The sequence below is a fragment of the Streptomyces sp. B8-7 genome, from assembly GCF_058833805.1.
This window is the reverse complement of the sequence record NZ_JBYRRL010000003.1, coordinates 782,188-797,354: the sequence shown is the minus strand read 5'-3', so window position 1 is coordinate 797,354 and position 15,167 is coordinate 782,188. Positions and strand designations below refer to the sequence as shown.

The following is a 15,167-nucleotide window of genomic DNA, read 5'->3' as shown; positions in this document are numbered from 1 at the left end:
CACCGGCCACCGGTGCCACCGGCCACCGGTGCCACCGGCCACCGGTGCCACCGGCCACCGGTGCCACCGACGACGCCGGTACGTACGGAGCCCGTGGCGCCCGCCGGTACGGACGACGCCGGTGGCGCCGGTACGTGCGGTGCGGGCTCGTCCTACAGCCACTCCCCTTCCAGGGCCGTGGCGGTGAGCCCCGGTGCAGCCGCGTACAGGACGGCGCGGTCGCCGGGCTTCTGCCCTGCGTCGTACGCCCGCCGCATGATGTCGAACACGGCGGCCCCGCCGCGGTTGCCGCTGGTGTAGCTGTCCCGGCTGTGGTCCAGCAGGCCCGACGGCCATGTGTCGGGCATGGTCTGCTCCATGTACTCCAGCACCCGGGTGCCGCCGGGGTGCGCGAGCAGGACGTCGGGGTGCCAGGAGCCGGGGTGGTCCTGGTTGCGCCGGCGCAGCCATTCCCACATCGCGGTGACCGTCTCCTGAACGGCACGCGGGCCGCGCCGGTCCATCACGAAGTGGGTGCCGTCCGCCCGGGTTTCCAGACGGTGCAGGTCCTGCGTGCCGGGCAGGGTGTGGTGCCAGGCGGCGTCCAGCCGCAGCACCGACTCGTGCCTCGGGCGGCCCGTGACCACCGCGGCGACCGCGGTGTCCGCGAACAGCAGCCGGACGATCAGGGATTCGAGGCTGTCGTCCGCGGGCTGGTAGGTCGTGCTCAGCGCCTCGGCGATCACGACCAGGACCACCCGGTCGGGGTCCGCGGCCACCAGGTCGGCCGCCAGCGCCAGGGAGCGGGTCCCGGCCACGCAGGCCCACTGCGTGGCCGGCAGCAGCATCACGTCGTTGCGGAGCGGCAGCCTTCCGGCCAGGGCGATGTCCAGACCCGGCAGCGCCGGGGTGGTGGAGTGACTGGTGATCAGGCAGTCGACATCCGCGGCGTCCAGCCCGGCGATCTGCAGAGCGCCGCGCGCCGCCCGCTCTCCGTAGGACTGCACGGCCTCCCAGGCCGGCGCGGTGCGCTCCTGGACGGTCTGCGGGGCGGGTATCGCCTCAAGGGCGGCGATGGCGCGGTCCACGTCCTGCCGGGTGAACCCGTCGCGGGCCAGCGCCTCTTGGGCCGGCCCGACGCCGACAGCGCTCAGGGCCCCGCTGTTGCCGGGTGCGACGGCGGTCTCCAGCGGCAGCATCCATCCGCGGGTCTCGATGCCCGTGCTCGCCGCGATGCCGTCGATCCGCGGCGCCCAGGCCGCCTGCGGATGCCGGTCACGCACCTCCGCCACGATCTGACTGGTCCGGACGGCGTGCTCGCCGTGTATCACGGCAGGAGGACAGAGGTAAGCGGCCATGGTGAGGCACCTTTCAAGGGGACGGGCCGGAACATGACGAGTGCTGTGTCATGGGTGACTTCGGAACTTCGCGCCCAGGAAGGTACCGAGGGGCTCCGCTTCGGGCGACGGTGTCCGGTTCGAGCATGGACGATAATCGGACATTTCCGCTGTGATGTAGGCAACTTGGACAGGTCTTGAGTGCGTGACACGGCACACACCGCCGAGCGGCTCCTTCCCCGGCGCGATGCCGAGGCCCCTGACTGACGTGTGGTCAGCCAGGGGGCCGGCCGTCCGGACCTCGCCCCCGGTCGCCGAACGGCAGACCGGAGAGGGGGAGCTGACCCCGGACGGACTCCTGCCCTCGTCGTGGCCGGCCGGTCACCGGAGCCCCCGGGTCCCGGCCGTGCGGACGGCCTCCCGGAGCCGCCCGTGCGTCACGGCCGGCCGACGCCTCTCGCCCGTCGCGGAGGATGCCCTCGCCCGGTCGCGTACGGCCGTCGTGACGATCCGGCCGGTCGCCGGCGGCGGAGTCACCGCGGTCGCCGGCGGCGGAGTCACCGCGGTCGCCGGCGGCGCGGACGTGCCGCCGCCGAAGGATCCCGCCGCGGACATCCTCGGCACGCGCAACGCGGCCGTCCCCGCCGCCGTCCCCGCTGCCGTCCCCGCCGCCGTGTCCGCTGCCGTGTCCGCCGTCGTGTCCGCCGTCGAGCCGGGCGACGCCGACGGGCTCGTGCCCGGCGCGGCGTTCGAGCTGCTCCCGCCGAGGACGACCGGGCGCTTCGCGCCGCCCGGTCGTCCTCGGCGGGAGCCGCCTTCGCGGACGCCGGCAGGGGGGAGTCCTCCTGTCCCGGAGCCCGGGTGAGGGCCGGGCTCGGGGCCTGTCGGAGGGGTGTTGCGCGGCTCCGTGATCGAGTGGTGATCGTCCCGGGCCCGGCGTACGGTCGAACGGTGGACCAGTAGGCGGACGCCGTCCGCCTACCCCTCGTGACCAGGGCGTGACGCCTCATGAGCAGTCATCCGCAGCCCGGCGGGGCGACGAACACCGCCACCCCCCGGAAGGGTGGCGGTGGCAACGCGATGGCGCTGCTGGTCATCGCCTCCTGTCAGCTCATGGTGGTGCTGGACATCACCATCGTGAACATCGCGCTGCCGCACATCCAGACGGCCCTGGGTTTCTCCACCACGACCCTGTCCTGGGTGGTCAACGCCTACACGCTGACCTTCGGCGGGCTGCTGCTGCTCGGCGGGCGGACCGGCGACATTCTCGGCCGGCGGCGTGTGTTCATCTTCGGCGTGCTGCTGTTCGTCCTGGCCTCGCTGCTGGGCGGTCTCGCCCAGAGTGCCGGGCAGTTGCTGGCCGCGAGGGCGCTGCAGGGCGTGGGCGGCGCCATCGCGTCGCCGACGGCGCTGGCGCTGATCAGCACCACGTTCCGGGAAGGCCCGGAGCGCAACCGGGCGTTCGGGGTGTTCGCCGCGGTGTCGGCAGGCGGTGGCGCCATCGGCCTGCTCGCGGGCGGGATCCTCGTCGAGTGGCTGGACTGGCGGTGGGTGCTGTTCGTCAACGTGCCGATCGGGCTGCTGATCGCGCTCGCCGTACCGCGCTGGATCAAGGAGTCCGAGCGTCACCCCGGGCACTTCGACGTGGCGGGCGCGCTCACCTCGACGGCGGGCATGGTGCTGCTGGTCTACGGCTTCATCCGGGCGGCGCAGGACGGCTGGCGCGATCCGTGGACGCTCGCGTCGTTCGGTGCGGCCGTGGTCGTGCTCGCGGTGTTCGTACTGATCGAGCGCCGGTCCCGGCAGCCGATCACGCCGCTGCACATGTTCGCCGACCGCAACCGCGCCGGCACGTACGGGATCATGCTGTGCCTGGCCGCGGCGATCTTCGGGATGTTCTTCTTCCTCACCCTGTTCGTACAGAACGTGCTGGACTTCAGTCCGCTCCAGGCCGGGTTCGCGTTCCTGCCGGTGAGTGCGGTCATCGCGGTCGGTGCGGGCCTGGCCTCGCGGTTCCTCCCGGTCTACGGACCCAAGCCCTTCATGGTGGTGGGCGCGCTGCTCGCGTCGGCCGGTCTGGGCTGGCTGACGCTGACCGACGTCCACTCCACCTATGCGGGCAGCATCCTGGGCCCGATGCTGGTGTTCAGTCTCGGCATGGGCATGGAGTTCGTGTCGCTGACCCTGATGGCCCTGTCCAACGTGAGGACGCGCGAGACGGGCGCGGCCTCCGGCCTGCTGAACGCCACCCAGCAGGTCGGCGGATCGCTGGGCCTGTCCATCCTGGTCACGATGTACGGCACCGCCAGCGCGAACGAGGCGGACCGGCAGATCCCGCTCTTCCTGCAGCAGGCCACCCCGGCCGAGCGCCTGCGCTTCCGGCGGACCGGCGAACTGCCGCCGCCGTTCTCGGACGAGATCCTCAGCTCCGGTGTGTCCGCCGCGTTCGTGATGGCGGCGATCTTCACCGCGGTCGCCGCGGTCATCGCGGTGCTGGTGATCCAGATACGCCCGTCCGACCTGGAGCGCCTGCAGGGCGGGACGGGCCCCGGCCCGGGCTGACCCCGGGGCCGGGAGGGACGGGGGAGCGGGCCGGCGGGGTCAGGAGAACAGCAGTTTCCAGGTGAGCGGACCGGGGTATCCGTCGGCGTCACCGCGGAGTTCGGCCCGGGACTTCTGGAAGTCGCGCACGTTGAGCCGGTCGGCCTCGCTCCAGGACCGGCTCGGCCCGACTCGGTAGTGGCAGTCGAAGTCGCGTCTGACGAGTTGTCTGCCGAGCGTCAGGACGTGGTCGTTGACGGCGCCCGCGCGGAAGAACTTGCGGCCCGGGAAGGGCGGGGCCTTCGGCCTGCCGGAGGACGGCTCGGGCCGCGGCTCCGCCACGTCGAGGTCGGCACGGGCGCGCCGCAGGATCTCGGTGATGTCGACCGCACCCGGGTCGCCGTGCTGGTTCTCGGGGACGTGCATGTGGCCGCACACCCCGTGGAAGGAGTTCCAGGCGGCGGCGCTCATCCGCTGTCCGTGCCGGTTGCCGTACGAGTCCGGATACGCCGGCCACGCCCTGGGGCCGGTCAGGGGCACGCCGTGCTCCTCGTGCATCCACGCCAGGAACCGGGAGACGCCCTCCAGCGCCCAGTCCGGGGCCTGCGGCCAGAACAGGTGCCGGCGGCCCGCGCCCAGCCAGTCGCGGTGGGTCTTGGGATCGCAGGTGCCCACCAGCTCGACCTGGCAGACGTTGAGGGTGTTCGTCTCGACGCCGCCCCTGAGGTTCACCAGGGCGCGGGAGGAGACCTCGATGTCGAAGTGCTGGAACCAGCGCAGCCGCCGGGTCTCGAAGTCGGGCACCGCCGACAGGTTCGGTGCGACTGCCCCGTCCCTGTAGCCCGGGAGGCTGGTGCCCTCGGTGGTGTGCAGGACGACGACGTTGACCTCCATCGGATCGCCGGGGAAGTCGTCCTGGTACCAGCGGGCGCGGCTGGAGCCGGGGTAGCGCTGGGGGCCGGTCTTCACACTCATGCGCAGCCTTTCGAGTCATGAGGTGCCCCGGGCCCGCTCCGAGCGTCCTCGGGGCTCACCTGATGATGACTCAACTTGTCCCAGTTGCGCGGAAGATGATAGAAGTCAGCATATTTCGCCCACGTCGGACCGCGAGGTGACCGAGAGTGGTCGGCCGGTGTCGCCCTCGGTTTGTCGGCGCCTCGCGGCCCCGGCGCCGCCCGGCGCGTCCCTGCGGCCTCGGCGGCCTCGGCGGTCTCTACGCGGTCCGCGCGCGGCGGGCGCCCGTGCCACGGGACGGGCCCCGGCCGCGCCGCCGTGCGGAGAGGGGGTCCCGGCCCTCCGGGACCCCCCGGATCAGGAGTCCTGTCGCCCGGCGCGTTCCGCGTCGCGCTTCTTGATCCGGGCGGTCTCCTTGCGGACCTCGGCCTGGGTGGCGCGCTCCTTCTGCAGCCACGGGGGCATCTCGGACCTCAGCGCGTCGATCTGCTCGCTGGTGAGCGGTTCGGTGACACCGCCGCGGGCGAGGCCCGCGATGGACACACCCAGCCTCGCCGCGACCACGGGGCGCGGGTGGGGGCCGTTCTGTCGCAGCTCGCGCAGCCATGCGGGCGGGTCGGCCTGGAGCGCGTTCAACTCGGCGCGCGTGACGACCCCCTCCTGGAACTCGGCGGGGGTGGCGGGCAGGTACACACCCAGCTTCTTCGCCGCGGTGGCGGGCTTCATCGTCTGGGTGGTCTGGTGCGACTTCATGCCGTCCAGCCTAGACGCCGGGTGACCTGCCCCCGACCACAGCCGGTAGCCTGGCGGGGTGACAGGCTCGGATGTTCCCCCCTCGTTCCGGCTCGCGTACGTACCCGGGGCGACGCCCGGCAAGTGGGTGCGGATCTGGGAACAGCGCCTGCCGGGCGTCCCGCTCGCGCTGGTGCCCGTGGCCGCCGCGGACGCGGCCGGGTCGCTCCGCTCCGGCGGGGCCGACGCGGGCCTCGTGCGCCTGCCCGTGGACCGTACCGTGTTCAGCGCGATCCCCCTCTACACCGAGACGACGGTCGTGGTGGTGCCGAAGGACCACCTGCTCACCGCCGCGGACGAGGTCGCCGTCGACGACCTCGCGGACGAGGTGGTCCTGCATCCCCTCGACGACGTCCTCGGCTGGGAGCGCCTCCCGGGCAGGGCGGCCCTCGAACGCCCCGCCACCACCGCCGATGCCGTCGAGCTGGTCGCGGCCGGGGTCGGCGTCCTCGTCGTGCCGCAGTCCCTGGCCCGGTTGCACCACCGCAGGGACCTCACCTACCGCCCGGTCGCCGGCGCCCCCGAGTCCGCCGTCGCGCTGTCCTGGCCGGAGGACGCCCACACCGACCTGGTCGAGGAGTTCATCGGCATCGTCCGCGGCCGCACCGTCAACAGCACGCGCGGCCGCCGGCCCCGTCCCGAGGGCGGTGCGGGCGACGACGGCGGGCGGGAGCCTGCCGTGCGCCGCTCACCGTCGTCCGGCCGGGGCGCCCGCGCCGGCACGGGTGCCCCGAGCGGCTCCGCACAGGGCGGCGGCCCTCGGAGCGGAGGGAAGGGCACCGCGAAGGGCGGCGCCAAGGGGACGGCGAAGGGCGGCGCCAAGGGCGGGAAGGGCGCCGGGAAAGGCGGCGGCCGCGGCAGACCGCGCCGTCGCGCCTGACCGTCCGGCGTCCCCGCTCACGGTGCGGCGGCCGCTCTGCCGATCGACTCCACGAGCGGCAGCAGCCGGTACGGGACGCGTTCGCGCAGCGCGACCTCGGAGCGGGTGCGGACGACCCCGGGGAGGCTGATCAGCTTCTGCACGACGTCCTCCAGGTGCGCGTTGTCGCGGGCCACCACCCGGGTGAGGAGGTCCCCGCCGCCGGTGATCGAGAACGCCTCGACGATCTCCGGCACGGTCGCCAGCGCGTCTCCCACGTCGTCGAGGTGGCCCTGGGTGACCTCGATGTGCACGAACGCGAGCACGGGATGGCCGAGCGCGGCGGGGGAGAGCGCCGGGCCCGTGCCCGTGATGACGCCGTCCCGCTCCAGCCGGTCCAGGCGGGCCTGGAGCGTGCCGCGGGCGACACCGAGAACACGGGCGTACTCGCGCACGCTGGTGCGGGGCTGCTCCAGCAGCAGGCGCAGAATGCGGGTGTCGAGTTCGTCCACGGCCACGGCGCACGGCCCCCTCGCAACTTGTCGATCTTCATCGACTGTACCAACGGTCCACCGCCTCGCGACCCGGCTGGACCAGGCCCTGTGGTCCGTTGGCCCGGTCCCGGCCAGGCGGAAAGGCCTCTTGCTGTGCCATTGGCTCAGTCGACGGGAGCCGACTTGAGCCAGTGGCGGCAGGGATGCTGTCATGGAGAGGTCGATGGCGCTGCGGATCCCGCGGCGCCTTTTTCATGCCGGTCGTTCACACGCCGGTCGTTCAAGGGAGCGGACAGCAGTGGTCAAGCGGGTGTTCGTGGCTCCGGACCCGGGGCGGACGCGGCTGCGGTTCGCGACCCGGGCCGTGCTCGGCATCGGACTCGCCGTCGTCGTGTGCGGCCTCGCGGGTCACTCCCTCGTCGGTGCGATCACCGGCGGGCTCGCCGCACTGCTCGCGCTGTTCACGGTCACCGACGCCACCGTCCGCGGGCAGGCCCTCACCACCGCCCTGCTGCCCGCCGTCGGCCTGCCGGTGCTCGCCCTGGCAGCCGAACTGCACGACAGTCCCGTCGCCCGCGATCTGGCGTTCCTCGCCGTGGTCGGGGCCGGGGTGTACGCCCGCCGCTGGGGGCCGCGCGGCCACAGCCTGGGCGTGTTCGCCTTCATGACGTACTTCATCGCCCAGTTCCTGCGCGCCACCCCCGACCGGCTGCCCGAGCTGTACGCCGCCGTCCTGCTGTCCGTCCTCGTCGCGGCGGCCGTGCGGTTCGGGCTGTGGTGCTACGAGCGGCGGCTGCCCCCGCCTCCCGCCGTGGCCCCGCCGGGAGGCACCGGACTGGCCCGCATCACCACCCGGCAGGCCGTCCAGGCCACCGCGGGTGCGGGCTTCGCGCTCTGCGTCGGCCAGCTGGTGTCCGGACAGCGCTGGTACTGGGCCGTCGGCGCCACCTGGTGGATCTTCGTCAACACCACCTCCCGCGGCGAGACCCTGGTACGCGGCTTCCGCCGGGTCCTGGGCACGGTGCTCGGCATCGGCCTGGGCCTGCTGGTCGCGATACCGGTACAGGGCGACCCGGTGGTCTCCTCGGTGGTGCTCGCCGCCTGTGTGTTCGGCATCTTCTACACGGCGGCCGTGTCCTACACGTGGATGATGCTCTGCGTGACGCTGCTGGCCTCGCTGCTGTACGGACTGCTGGACGTGCTCGACCCGGCCCTGCTCGCGCTGCGGCTCGCCGAGACGGGCGTGGGCGCGCTGGGCGCCGTCCTCGCCGTGCTGTTCGTCCTGCCCGTCACCACCCACGCCGTCACCGACGCCTGGATCCGGCGTGCCCTGCACTGCGTCCACGCCTGCACCGCGGAGGCCGCCGCCCGGCTGGCCGGGGTTCCCGGCGCCGACCCGGCCCCCCGGGTGGCGGAGCTGGAGCAGCTCCTGGGCCGGGTGCGGCTCGCCCTCGCGCCCCTCGTGCACCCGCTGAGCCCGATGACGGTCCGCAAGGGCCGCGCCCTGCGCGTGCTGGCCCTCCTCGACGACTGCGCCCGCCAGATCCGCGGCCTGGTCGCCGTCGCCGCCGACCCGGAGGCCTCCCACGACGCCCGCCTGGCCAGGGCCTGCGACCGGGTCCAGGCCTCGGTGGAGGCGCTGCTCATCGGCTCGGCCGGCTCGGTCGGTTCAGCCGGTTCAGCCGTCTCGCAGGCCTCGCACGGCCGTGCCGCGGAGGGCCGCGGAGGCAGGGGCCGTGAGCCCCGCCCGGCCGTCACCCCGGCGGCTGCGCACCATCTCGCCGAGCCCGCCCTCGCCCACCTGCACGGTCTCGAACACGCGTTGACGGAACTCGCCGCTCCGCTGCGGGCGCCCTCCGGCTCCCGGCTCGTGGGGGCCTGACCGCGCGGCCGTGCGCTCGCCCGGCCGTGTGCGAGCCGCGGTGCCCCGGCCCGACGCGAGCCGCGGTGCCCCGGACCGCCTCTTGGTCTAGACCGCAAGTGCTACCGTCGCCCCGGACGGGCAGCCGACCGGCGAACCGGCAGACCGGCGAACCAGTTGGCCGGCAGGCCGGCATACCGGCAGGCCGGCAGACCGGCATACCGACAAAAGGGGACAGCGGTGGCAGAGCGCGGCAGGCGGAGGGCGTTCATCGGATCGTTCACGGCGGCGGGCGGCCCCGGAGTGATCACGGCGGCGGTGGACGCCGAGGACGGCTCCCTGGCCGTCCTCGGCGGTGTGAACGGTGTGCCCGACCCCTCGTACCTCGCGCTCGCCCCCGACGGCGGCACGCTGTACGCCGTCAGCGAGACGGCCGCCGGCGCGGTGGCCGCGTACCGCGTGCACGGCGACACCCCCGAACCGGCCGGCAGACCCGTCCCCGTGGGCTCCGGCCCCACCCACCTCAGCCTCTTCGACGGCCATCTCCTGACGGCCGACTACGGCTCCGGCACCGTCTCCGTCGTCCCCCTGCGCCCCGACGGCACTCTCGGGGCCGCCGCCTCCGGAGTGCTCCGCCACACCGGCTCCGGCCCGCACACCCCCCGCCAGCAGGGCCCGCACGCCCACCAGGTGCAGCCCGACCCGAGCGGCCGCTGGGCCGTCAGCGTCGACCTCGGCACGGACTCGGTGCGGGTGTGCGCCCTCGCGCAGGGACGGCTGCGGCTGCACCGGGAGACCGCCCTGCGCCCCGGCTCGGGCCCCCGCCACCTGGCCTTCCACCCCGACGGCGAGCGGGCCTACGTCGTCAACGAGCTCGCCCCGACCGTGACGGTCTGCCGCTGGAACGCCGTCGACGGCACCCTGAAGCCGCTCACCGAGGTCGCGGTGCTGCAGGGCGCGCCGCAGGGTGAGGCCTTTCCGTCGGGGATCGTGGCCGCGCCCGGCGGCGGGTTCGTGTGGACGGCGGTCCGCGGCGAGGACGTGCTGAGCGTGCTGGCCGTCGACGGCGAGAGCCTGCGGCTGGTCGGAACGGTGCCCTGCGGCGGTCACTGGCCGCGCGCCCTCACCGAGGCCGACGGCCGCCTCTACGTCGCCAACGAGCGGTCCGGCGATGTCACCTGGTTCCACGTCGACCCCGGTACCGGCCTGCCCCGGCGGTCCGGCGCCGTGCGCGTGCCGGCCGCCTCCTGCGTCGTCCTCGGCTGAGCCCGCGCCCGGGGACCCGGGGCGGTCCGCCGCTCAGCGCACGGGTGCGCCCTGCGCCGTCTGCGGGGTGATGCCCAGTGCCTGCGTGTACTGGGCGAGCGCCAGCTTGCCGATCGCCGGGTACGGCCCGAGTGGCTCGGCGGCGGAGCAGCCCGCCTCCTGCGCGGCCGCCTCCACGAGCGAGGCGTCGATCTCCGGGCCGATCAGATAAGGGGCCAGGGCCAGCTGCTGCGAGCCGGAGGACCGCAGTTGCTCGGCCACCGCCTGGACGGAACCCTCCTGGTCCAGCGCGGCCGCCATCACCGGTACGGCCAGCCGCGCGGCCAGCAGCATGCCGGTGATCCCGGCCGCCTGCACGGCCTCCTCCCCGCCCACGGACGCCAGGACGATGCCGTCCGCGGCCGTCGCCACGGTGAACAGCCGGGCCCGGTCGGCGCGGGCCAGGCCGGCCTCGGACAGCCGCACGTGCAGGGCCTCGGCCAGCAGCGGGTGGGGGCCCAGGACATCGGTGAGGTCGGCGGCGACGCGGCTGTCCATCACGGCCTGCCGGACCTGGCGCAGCAGCGCGCTGTCGGGGCCGGCCAGCAGCGGCACGACCACCGCGACGGGCCCCTCGGGCTCCTTCGCCTCCGTGCCCGCGGAGAGCGCCAGCTCGTAGCGCGCGGTCCGCTCGTCCGCCGTACGCGCGAGCACGGTGGTCACGGAGGGGTACTCCACGTCGTCCCCGTCGACGTACCCGATCCGGGCGTCGAGGCCGGGAAGCTCGGAGCGGGCGATGCTCACGATCTCCTCGGCGAGACCGCGTACGGCGGCGCTGGGCGTGCCCGGAACCGCGAGGACGAGCGCGGGCGCGCCCTCTGGAGCCGCCAGGGGCTCGGGTCGGCGGTGCCGTCCCGGCTGACGGGGGCGCGGCATTCGTACAGGCAGGCCGGACGCGGGTCCAGTGGGGGAACTCATGGCGCCGCATGTTACTGGCTTCCTGGGTGTCCCTGTTCGGGGAGGGGGCAGGTGAGCGGTATCCGTCCGGTTTTGTCCGATGCGGTGCGACGCGTGACGGCGGCAGCCATCTGGCGAGGCGGGTCCGGGCGGCCGGTCCTCGGTCAGTCCAGGGCTGTGACCAGCAACATCCGGTCGTCGCGCGGCAGAACGAGCCGGCCGGCGACCAGCGCTGCGGCGATGCGCACCGCCCCCAGCAGAGGATCGCCGTCGGCGGGTGCCGGGCGGACCCGGGGCAGCCGTCGCTCCAACGCGTCGGCCAGCGGGCCGGTGAGCGGCGCGCCCATGCGGAACAGCCCGCCGGTGAGGGCCAGGACGGGCTCGCCTTCGCGGGGGCAGACCGCCGCCGCCGAATCGGCGATGTGCCGTGCCGCCTCCCGCAGGATCGCGGCGGCGACCGGATCGTCGGCCGCGCACGCGGCCACGTGCGGCGCGAAGGAGGCGAGCACCGCCGGCCGGTCGGCGCGCGGGTACAGCCTGCCCGGCAGTTCCTGCGGCGGCCCGAACACCTCCACGGCGTGCGACAGCAGCGGGGCGGAGCCGTCGGCCCGGCCGTCATGGGCGCGCAGCGCGGCCTCCAGTCCCGCGCGCCCGATCCACGCGCCGCTGCCGCAGTCGCCCAGCAAGTGGCCCCAGCCGTCGGCGCGGTGCCAGCGCGTCAGGTCCGTACCGATCGCGATCAGTCCCGTGCCGGCGGCGACCACCGCGCCGGGTCGCGGCCCCAGGGCCCCGGTGTACGCGGTGACGGCGTCGGCCGCGAGCGCGCTGGTGCGGATGCCGAACTCCCGCCGCAGCGCGCCCGGCAGCTCCGCCCGCAGCGTGTCGCCCAGCGTGCCCAGCCCGGCCGCGCCGACCGCCGCCGCGGACAACTCGGTCACCCCGGTCTCCTCGGTCAACGCCCGCACCAGGGGGAGCAGTTGCTCCATCAGGTGCCCGGCGTCGATGCCCCGGGGGCCGGTCCGCACCGGAACGGCCGTCTCACGCCGCGCGGACAGCCCGCCGTCCGCGGTGGCGACGACGACACGGAGTCCGGAGCCCCCGGAGTCGACGGCGAGGAAACCGGGGCGGCTCGACGGGGCACGGGCGGTGCTCCCCGGCGGCCGGGTCACGGCAGGCGCCAGTCCACGGGTTGTCCGCCCTGTCCGATCAGCAGCTCGTTGGCCCTGCTGAAGGGACGCGAGCCGAAGAAGCCCCGGTCGGCCGACATGGGGGAGGGGTGGGCGGACTCCACCGACGGCAGGGTGCCCAGCAGCGGGCGCAGATTGCGCGCGTCGCGTCCCCACAGGATCGACACCAGCGGCTTCCCGCGCGCGGCCAGGGCGCGTATCGCCTGCTCGGTGACCTCCTCCCAGCCCTTGCCCCGGTGCGCGGCCGGCCGGCGCGGCGCGGTGGTGAGCGCCCGGTTCAGCAGCAGAACGCCCTGCTGCGTCCACGGCGTCAGATCGCCGTTGGACGGCTGGGGCAGCCCCAGATCGGTGTGCAGTTCCCGGAAGATGTTGATCAGGCTGCCGGGCAGCGGCCGTACGTCCGGCGCCACCGAGAACGACAGCCCGACCGCGTGTCCCGGGGTGGGGTACGGGTCCTGGCCGACGATGAGGACGCGGACCTCGTCGAAGGGCTGCTGGAACGCCCTGAGGACGTTCTGTCCGGCGGGGAGGTAGGTGCGCCCCGCGGCGATCTCCTCCCGCAGGAAGGCGCCCATCTCGGCGATTCGTCCGGCCACCGGCTCCAGGGCCTGTGCCCAGCCCGGCTCGACGATCTCATGCAAGGGTCGTGGTGCCACGGCGTCACCCTACTGCCGTACACGGCATGGAGATCAACCGGTGGCCAAGGGCGGCCGGTGCCGGCCGCCCGCTCCGCCCCGTTCCGCGCCCGGCACCGTCCACGCCTCTCCCGCTCGGCGTGCGCCGCTTCCCGGCGCGGCTCCGACCCACGCGACGGCGGCCTCGGACGACGCCCTCACGCGGCCACCGCCCCACGCGGCTGCGCCCCGGACGGCGGTGGCCGCGGGCGGCAGGTGCCTCACCCGACGACCGCGGCCCGCACGCACAGCACGTCGGGCAGGTGTGCGGCGAGCTGCCGCCAGGTGTCGCCGTCGTCGGCCGAGGCGAACACCTCTCCGTTGCGGTTGCCGAAGTACACGCCCGCCGGGTCCGCGTCGTCCGTGCACAGCGCGTCGCGCAGCACGGTCCCGTAGTGGTCGCCCTGCGGCAGCCCGGCCGCGAGCGGCTCCCAGGTTCTGCCCGCGTCGGGGGTGCGGAACACCCGGCAGCGGCGGCCGGCCGGAACCCGGTCGGAGTCGGCGTTGATCGGGAACACGTAGGCGGTGTCGCCGCGGTGCGGGTGGGCGGCCACGGCGAACCCGAAGGTCGACGGCAGGCCCTCGCCGATGTCGGTCCACCGCGCGCCCCCGTCGTCGCTGCGGTACACACCCCAGTGGTTCTGCAGGTACAGGCGGTCGGGGTCCGCCGCGTCCCGCGCGACCTTGTGCACGCACTGCCCGAACTCGGGGTGGGGGTCCGGCAGGAACACCGCGGAGACACCGCTGTTGGACGGTGCCCAGCTCGCGCCCCCGTCCGTGGTGCGGAACACCCCGGCCGTGGACACGGCGACCGTGACCGCGCGCGCGTCCCGCGCGTCGGTGAGGACGGTGTGCAGCCCCTCGCCGCCGCCGCCCGGGACCCACCGGGAACGGGTGGGGTGCTCCCACAGCGGACGCACGAGGTCGAAGCTCTCGCCCCGGTCCTCCGAGCGGTACAGCGCGGCCGGCTCCGTGCCCGCGTACACCACGTCCGGTTCGGCCGCCGCCGGGTGCAGCTGCCACACCCGCTCCAGCGAGGCCCCCGTGTCCTGCGGGAACCTGACAGCCGGTCTCTCCGGCTCCGTCCAGGTCCGGCCCAGGTCGTCGGAGTGGAACACCGACGGCCCCCAGTGCGCGCTGTCGCCGGCCGCCAGCAGACGCGGAGCGTCCCCCCTGGTGTCGATGGCGACCGAGTAGACGGCCTGTGCGTTGAAGCAGGGCTGCTCGTCGAACTCCCAGGCGCCTTCGCGCCGGCGCCCGATGAACAGACCCTTGCGGGTACCCACGGCGAGCAGTACGCCGGTCATGCCGATCACCTCCGCGACGTCTTCGTCCCAGACACCGGCCAGTCTGCACCCCACCACTGACAGTCACCCCCGGAGGAGGCGTCGCCGCAGGTCGGAGGGTGTCGGCGACAGACGCGGCCGCGGCGCCGCACGGGCGCGCCCGGCGACTGCACGGCACGGCCGCCCGCCGCGGTGCACCGTCGGGGCGGCGGAGGACCCTCCTTGAGCATCGGGGGGCCGCCGACCGTATGGGACGGGGACCGGGATGCTCGTGCGCTCGTGAGGAGGCGGCCTTCGATGGGGCTGCGGGGTCGGAGGGTTCGGCGCGTGTGGCTGTGGCGCTGGCGGCGCAATCCGTTGCGGCGCCGCTCCGACGAGGCCGAGGCGTGGATGCTGCTCGCCGTGTGGGTGCTCACCGCGCTGTGCGGCCCCGTCGCGGGGTGGGCCGTGGCCGGGTCGGTGGAGCAGGGGATGGCGCGCGAGCGTGCCCAGTGGCGGCCCGTCGCGGCGCGGTTGACCGGACGCGCGCCGGGCGCCGCCGCGCACGGAGCGGCGGACGGCCGGGCCGTCTGGGCGGAGGCCGGGTGGACCGCGCCCGACGGTTCCGCGCGGTCGGGCCTGGTCCGGGCCCGCCCCGGTACGCCTCCCGGGGCGCGGGTCACGGTCTGGACGGACCCCGAGGGCCGCCTGGTCACCCGGCCCGCGTCCGCCGCCCAGGCCCGGCTCCGCTCCGCCCTGCTCGGCGTGCTCGCCGGCCTGGGCACCGCCATCGTCCCCTTCGCCTGCGGACGCGTGGCCCGCGAGCGCCTGGAGAGGCGCCGCCTGGACCGCTGGGAGGCTGACTGGGCGCGTTTCGACCCCCTCTGGGGCCACCGCACGGGACCGGGGCCCCAGGACCCCTGACACCGTGCCCGGCGCCCCGGGCCGCCCGGGCTCCGGCCACGGCGGCGGCGCGCCGCGCGGCCGCCCCGGACCGGTCACCCGTGCCGCTCGCGGGCCGC

Annotated in this window: 13 protein-coding genes; 5 read left to right on the top strand and 8 right to left on the bottom strand. The window is 74.9% G+C overall.

From position 1 onward, the window contains the following. Nucleotides 1-152: 152 nt before the first annotated feature. The gene (locus AC5K6T_RS18660) at nucleotides 153-1,337 is read right to left on the bottom strand and encodes a type III polyketide synthase (RefSeq protein ID WP_493210436.1); all 1,185 of its coding nucleotides are present in this window, start codon (nucleotides 1,335-1,337) and stop codon (nucleotides 153-155) included. 1,059 nt (nucleotides 1,338-2,396) lie between these two features. On the opposite strand from AC5K6T_RS18660, the gene AC5K6T_RS18655 reads away from it, so the two are divergent. Next, on the top strand, nucleotides 2,397-3,878 hold the full coding sequence (locus AC5K6T_RS18655; RefSeq protein WP_493210857.1) for an MFS transporter: 1,482 nt from the start codon (nucleotides 2,397-2,399) through the stop codon (nucleotides 3,876-3,878). A gap of 39 nt (nucleotides 3,879-3,917) precedes the next feature. Here the strand turns inward: AC5K6T_RS18655 and AC5K6T_RS18650 are convergent, their stop codons facing one another. Further along, complete coding sequence (locus AC5K6T_RS18650; RefSeq protein ID WP_493210435.1) at nucleotides 3,918-4,832, bottom strand: peptidoglycan-binding protein; 915 nt, start codon at nucleotides 4,830-4,832, stop codon at nucleotides 3,918-3,920. 336 nt (nucleotides 4,833-5,168) lie between these two features. Next, nucleotides 5,169-5,564, bottom strand: coding sequence for a DUF5997 family protein (locus AC5K6T_RS18645; RefSeq protein WP_493210433.1), 396 nt, complete (start codon nucleotides 5,562-5,564; stop codon nucleotides 5,169-5,171). Between the two features lie 58 nt (nucleotides 5,565-5,622). On the opposite strand from AC5K6T_RS18645, the gene AC5K6T_RS18640 reads away from it, so the two are divergent. Then, nucleotides 5,623-6,483 carry a LysR substrate-binding domain-containing protein gene (locus AC5K6T_RS18640; protein ID WP_493210431.1) on the top strand — a complete coding sequence of 287 codons (861 nt, stop codon included), beginning with the start codon at nucleotides 5,623-5,625 and terminating at the stop codon, nucleotides 6,481-6,483. A gap of 17 nt (nucleotides 6,484-6,500) precedes the next feature. On the opposite strand, the gene AC5K6T_RS18635 is transcribed toward AC5K6T_RS18640, so the two are convergent. Next, nucleotides 6,501-6,980, bottom strand: a complete 480-nt coding sequence (locus AC5K6T_RS18635; protein WP_493210430.1) for an Lrp/AsnC family transcriptional regulator — start codon at nucleotides 6,978-6,980, stop codon at nucleotides 6,501-6,503. 274 nt (nucleotides 6,981-7,254) lie between these two features. On the opposite strand from AC5K6T_RS18635, the gene AC5K6T_RS18630 reads away from it, so the two are divergent. Together AC5K6T_RS18630 and AC5K6T_RS18625 are read left to right on the top strand one after the other, a co-directional pair. Then, nucleotides 7,255-8,838, top strand: coding sequence for an FUSC family protein (locus AC5K6T_RS18630; RefSeq protein ID WP_493210428.1), 1,584 nt, complete (start codon nucleotides 7,255-7,257; stop codon nucleotides 8,836-8,838). A 219-nt stretch (nucleotides 8,839-9,057) separates the two neighbouring features. Next, entirely contained in the window at nucleotides 9,058-10,083 is a 1,026-nt protein-coding gene (locus tag AC5K6T_RS18625) for a lactonase family protein (protein ID WP_493210427.1), read from the top strand. Between the two features lie 33 nt (nucleotides 10,084-10,116). On the opposite strand, the gene AC5K6T_RS18620 is transcribed toward AC5K6T_RS18625, so the two are convergent. The 4 genes from AC5K6T_RS18620 to AC5K6T_RS18605 form a co-directional block, all read right to left on the bottom strand. Then, a complete protein-coding gene (locus AC5K6T_RS18620; protein WP_493210425.1) occupies nucleotides 10,117-11,040 on the bottom strand; it encodes a sirohydrochlorin chelatase in 924 nt (307 codons plus the stop codon). 143 nt (nucleotides 11,041-11,183) lie between these two features. Further along, complete coding sequence (locus AC5K6T_RS18615) at nucleotides 11,184-12,188, bottom strand: N-acetylglucosamine kinase (RefSeq protein WP_493210423.1); 1,005 nt, start codon at nucleotides 12,186-12,188, stop codon at nucleotides 11,184-11,186. Beyond that, nucleotides 12,185-12,862 (bottom strand): uracil-DNA glycosylase, encoded by a 678-nt coding sequence (locus tag AC5K6T_RS18610; protein WP_493210421.1) that lies wholly within the window; start codon nucleotides 12,860-12,862, stop codon nucleotides 12,185-12,187. Before AC5K6T_RS18610 ends, AC5K6T_RS18615 begins: the two co-directional genes overlap by 4 nt. 239 nt (nucleotides 12,863-13,101) lie before the next feature. Then, the gene (locus AC5K6T_RS18605) at nucleotides 13,102-14,187 is read right to left on the bottom strand and encodes a WD40/YVTN/BNR-like repeat-containing protein (protein WP_493210420.1); all 1,086 of its coding nucleotides are present in this window, start codon (nucleotides 14,185-14,187) and stop codon (nucleotides 13,102-13,104) included. A 276-nt stretch (nucleotides 14,188-14,463) separates the two neighbouring features. Between AC5K6T_RS18605 and AC5K6T_RS18600 the strand changes: the two genes are divergently transcribed. Next, the gene (locus tag AC5K6T_RS18600; RefSeq protein WP_493210419.1) at nucleotides 14,464-15,069 is read left to right on the top strand and encodes an Rv1733c family protein; all 606 of its coding nucleotides are present in this window, start codon (nucleotides 14,464-14,466) and stop codon (nucleotides 15,067-15,069) included. Nucleotides 15,070-15,167 lie beyond the last annotated feature (98 nt).

Excerpts from the sequence above, each read along its gene's own strand:
- AC5K6T_RS18660 (WP_493210436.1), bottom strand. The coding sequence starts at position 1,337 with ATGGCCGCTTACCTCTGTCCTCCTGCCGTGATACACGGCGAGCACGCC.
- AC5K6T_RS18655 (WP_493210857.1), top strand. The coding sequence starts at position 2,397 with ATGGCGCTGCTGGTCATCGCCTCCTGTCAGCTCATGGTGGTGCTGGAC.
- AC5K6T_RS18650 (WP_493210435.1), bottom strand. The coding sequence starts at position 4,832 with ATGAGTGTGAAGACCGGCCCCCAGCGCTACCCCGGCTCCAGCCGCGCC.
- AC5K6T_RS18645 (WP_493210433.1), bottom strand. The coding sequence starts at position 5,564 with ATGAAGTCGCACCAGACCACCCAGACGATGAAGCCCGCCACCGCGGCG.
- AC5K6T_RS18620 (WP_493210425.1), bottom strand. The coding sequence starts at position 11,040 with ATGAGTTCCCCCACTGGACCCGCGTCCGGCCTGCCTGTACGAATGCCG.
- AC5K6T_RS18605 (WP_493210420.1), bottom strand. The coding sequence starts at position 14,187 with ATGACCGGCGTACTGCTCGCCGTGGGTACCCGCAAGGGTCTGTTCATC.
- AC5K6T_RS18600 (WP_493210419.1), top strand. The coding sequence starts at position 14,464 with ATGGGGCTGCGGGGTCGGAGGGTTCGGCGCGTGTGGCTGTGGCGCTGG.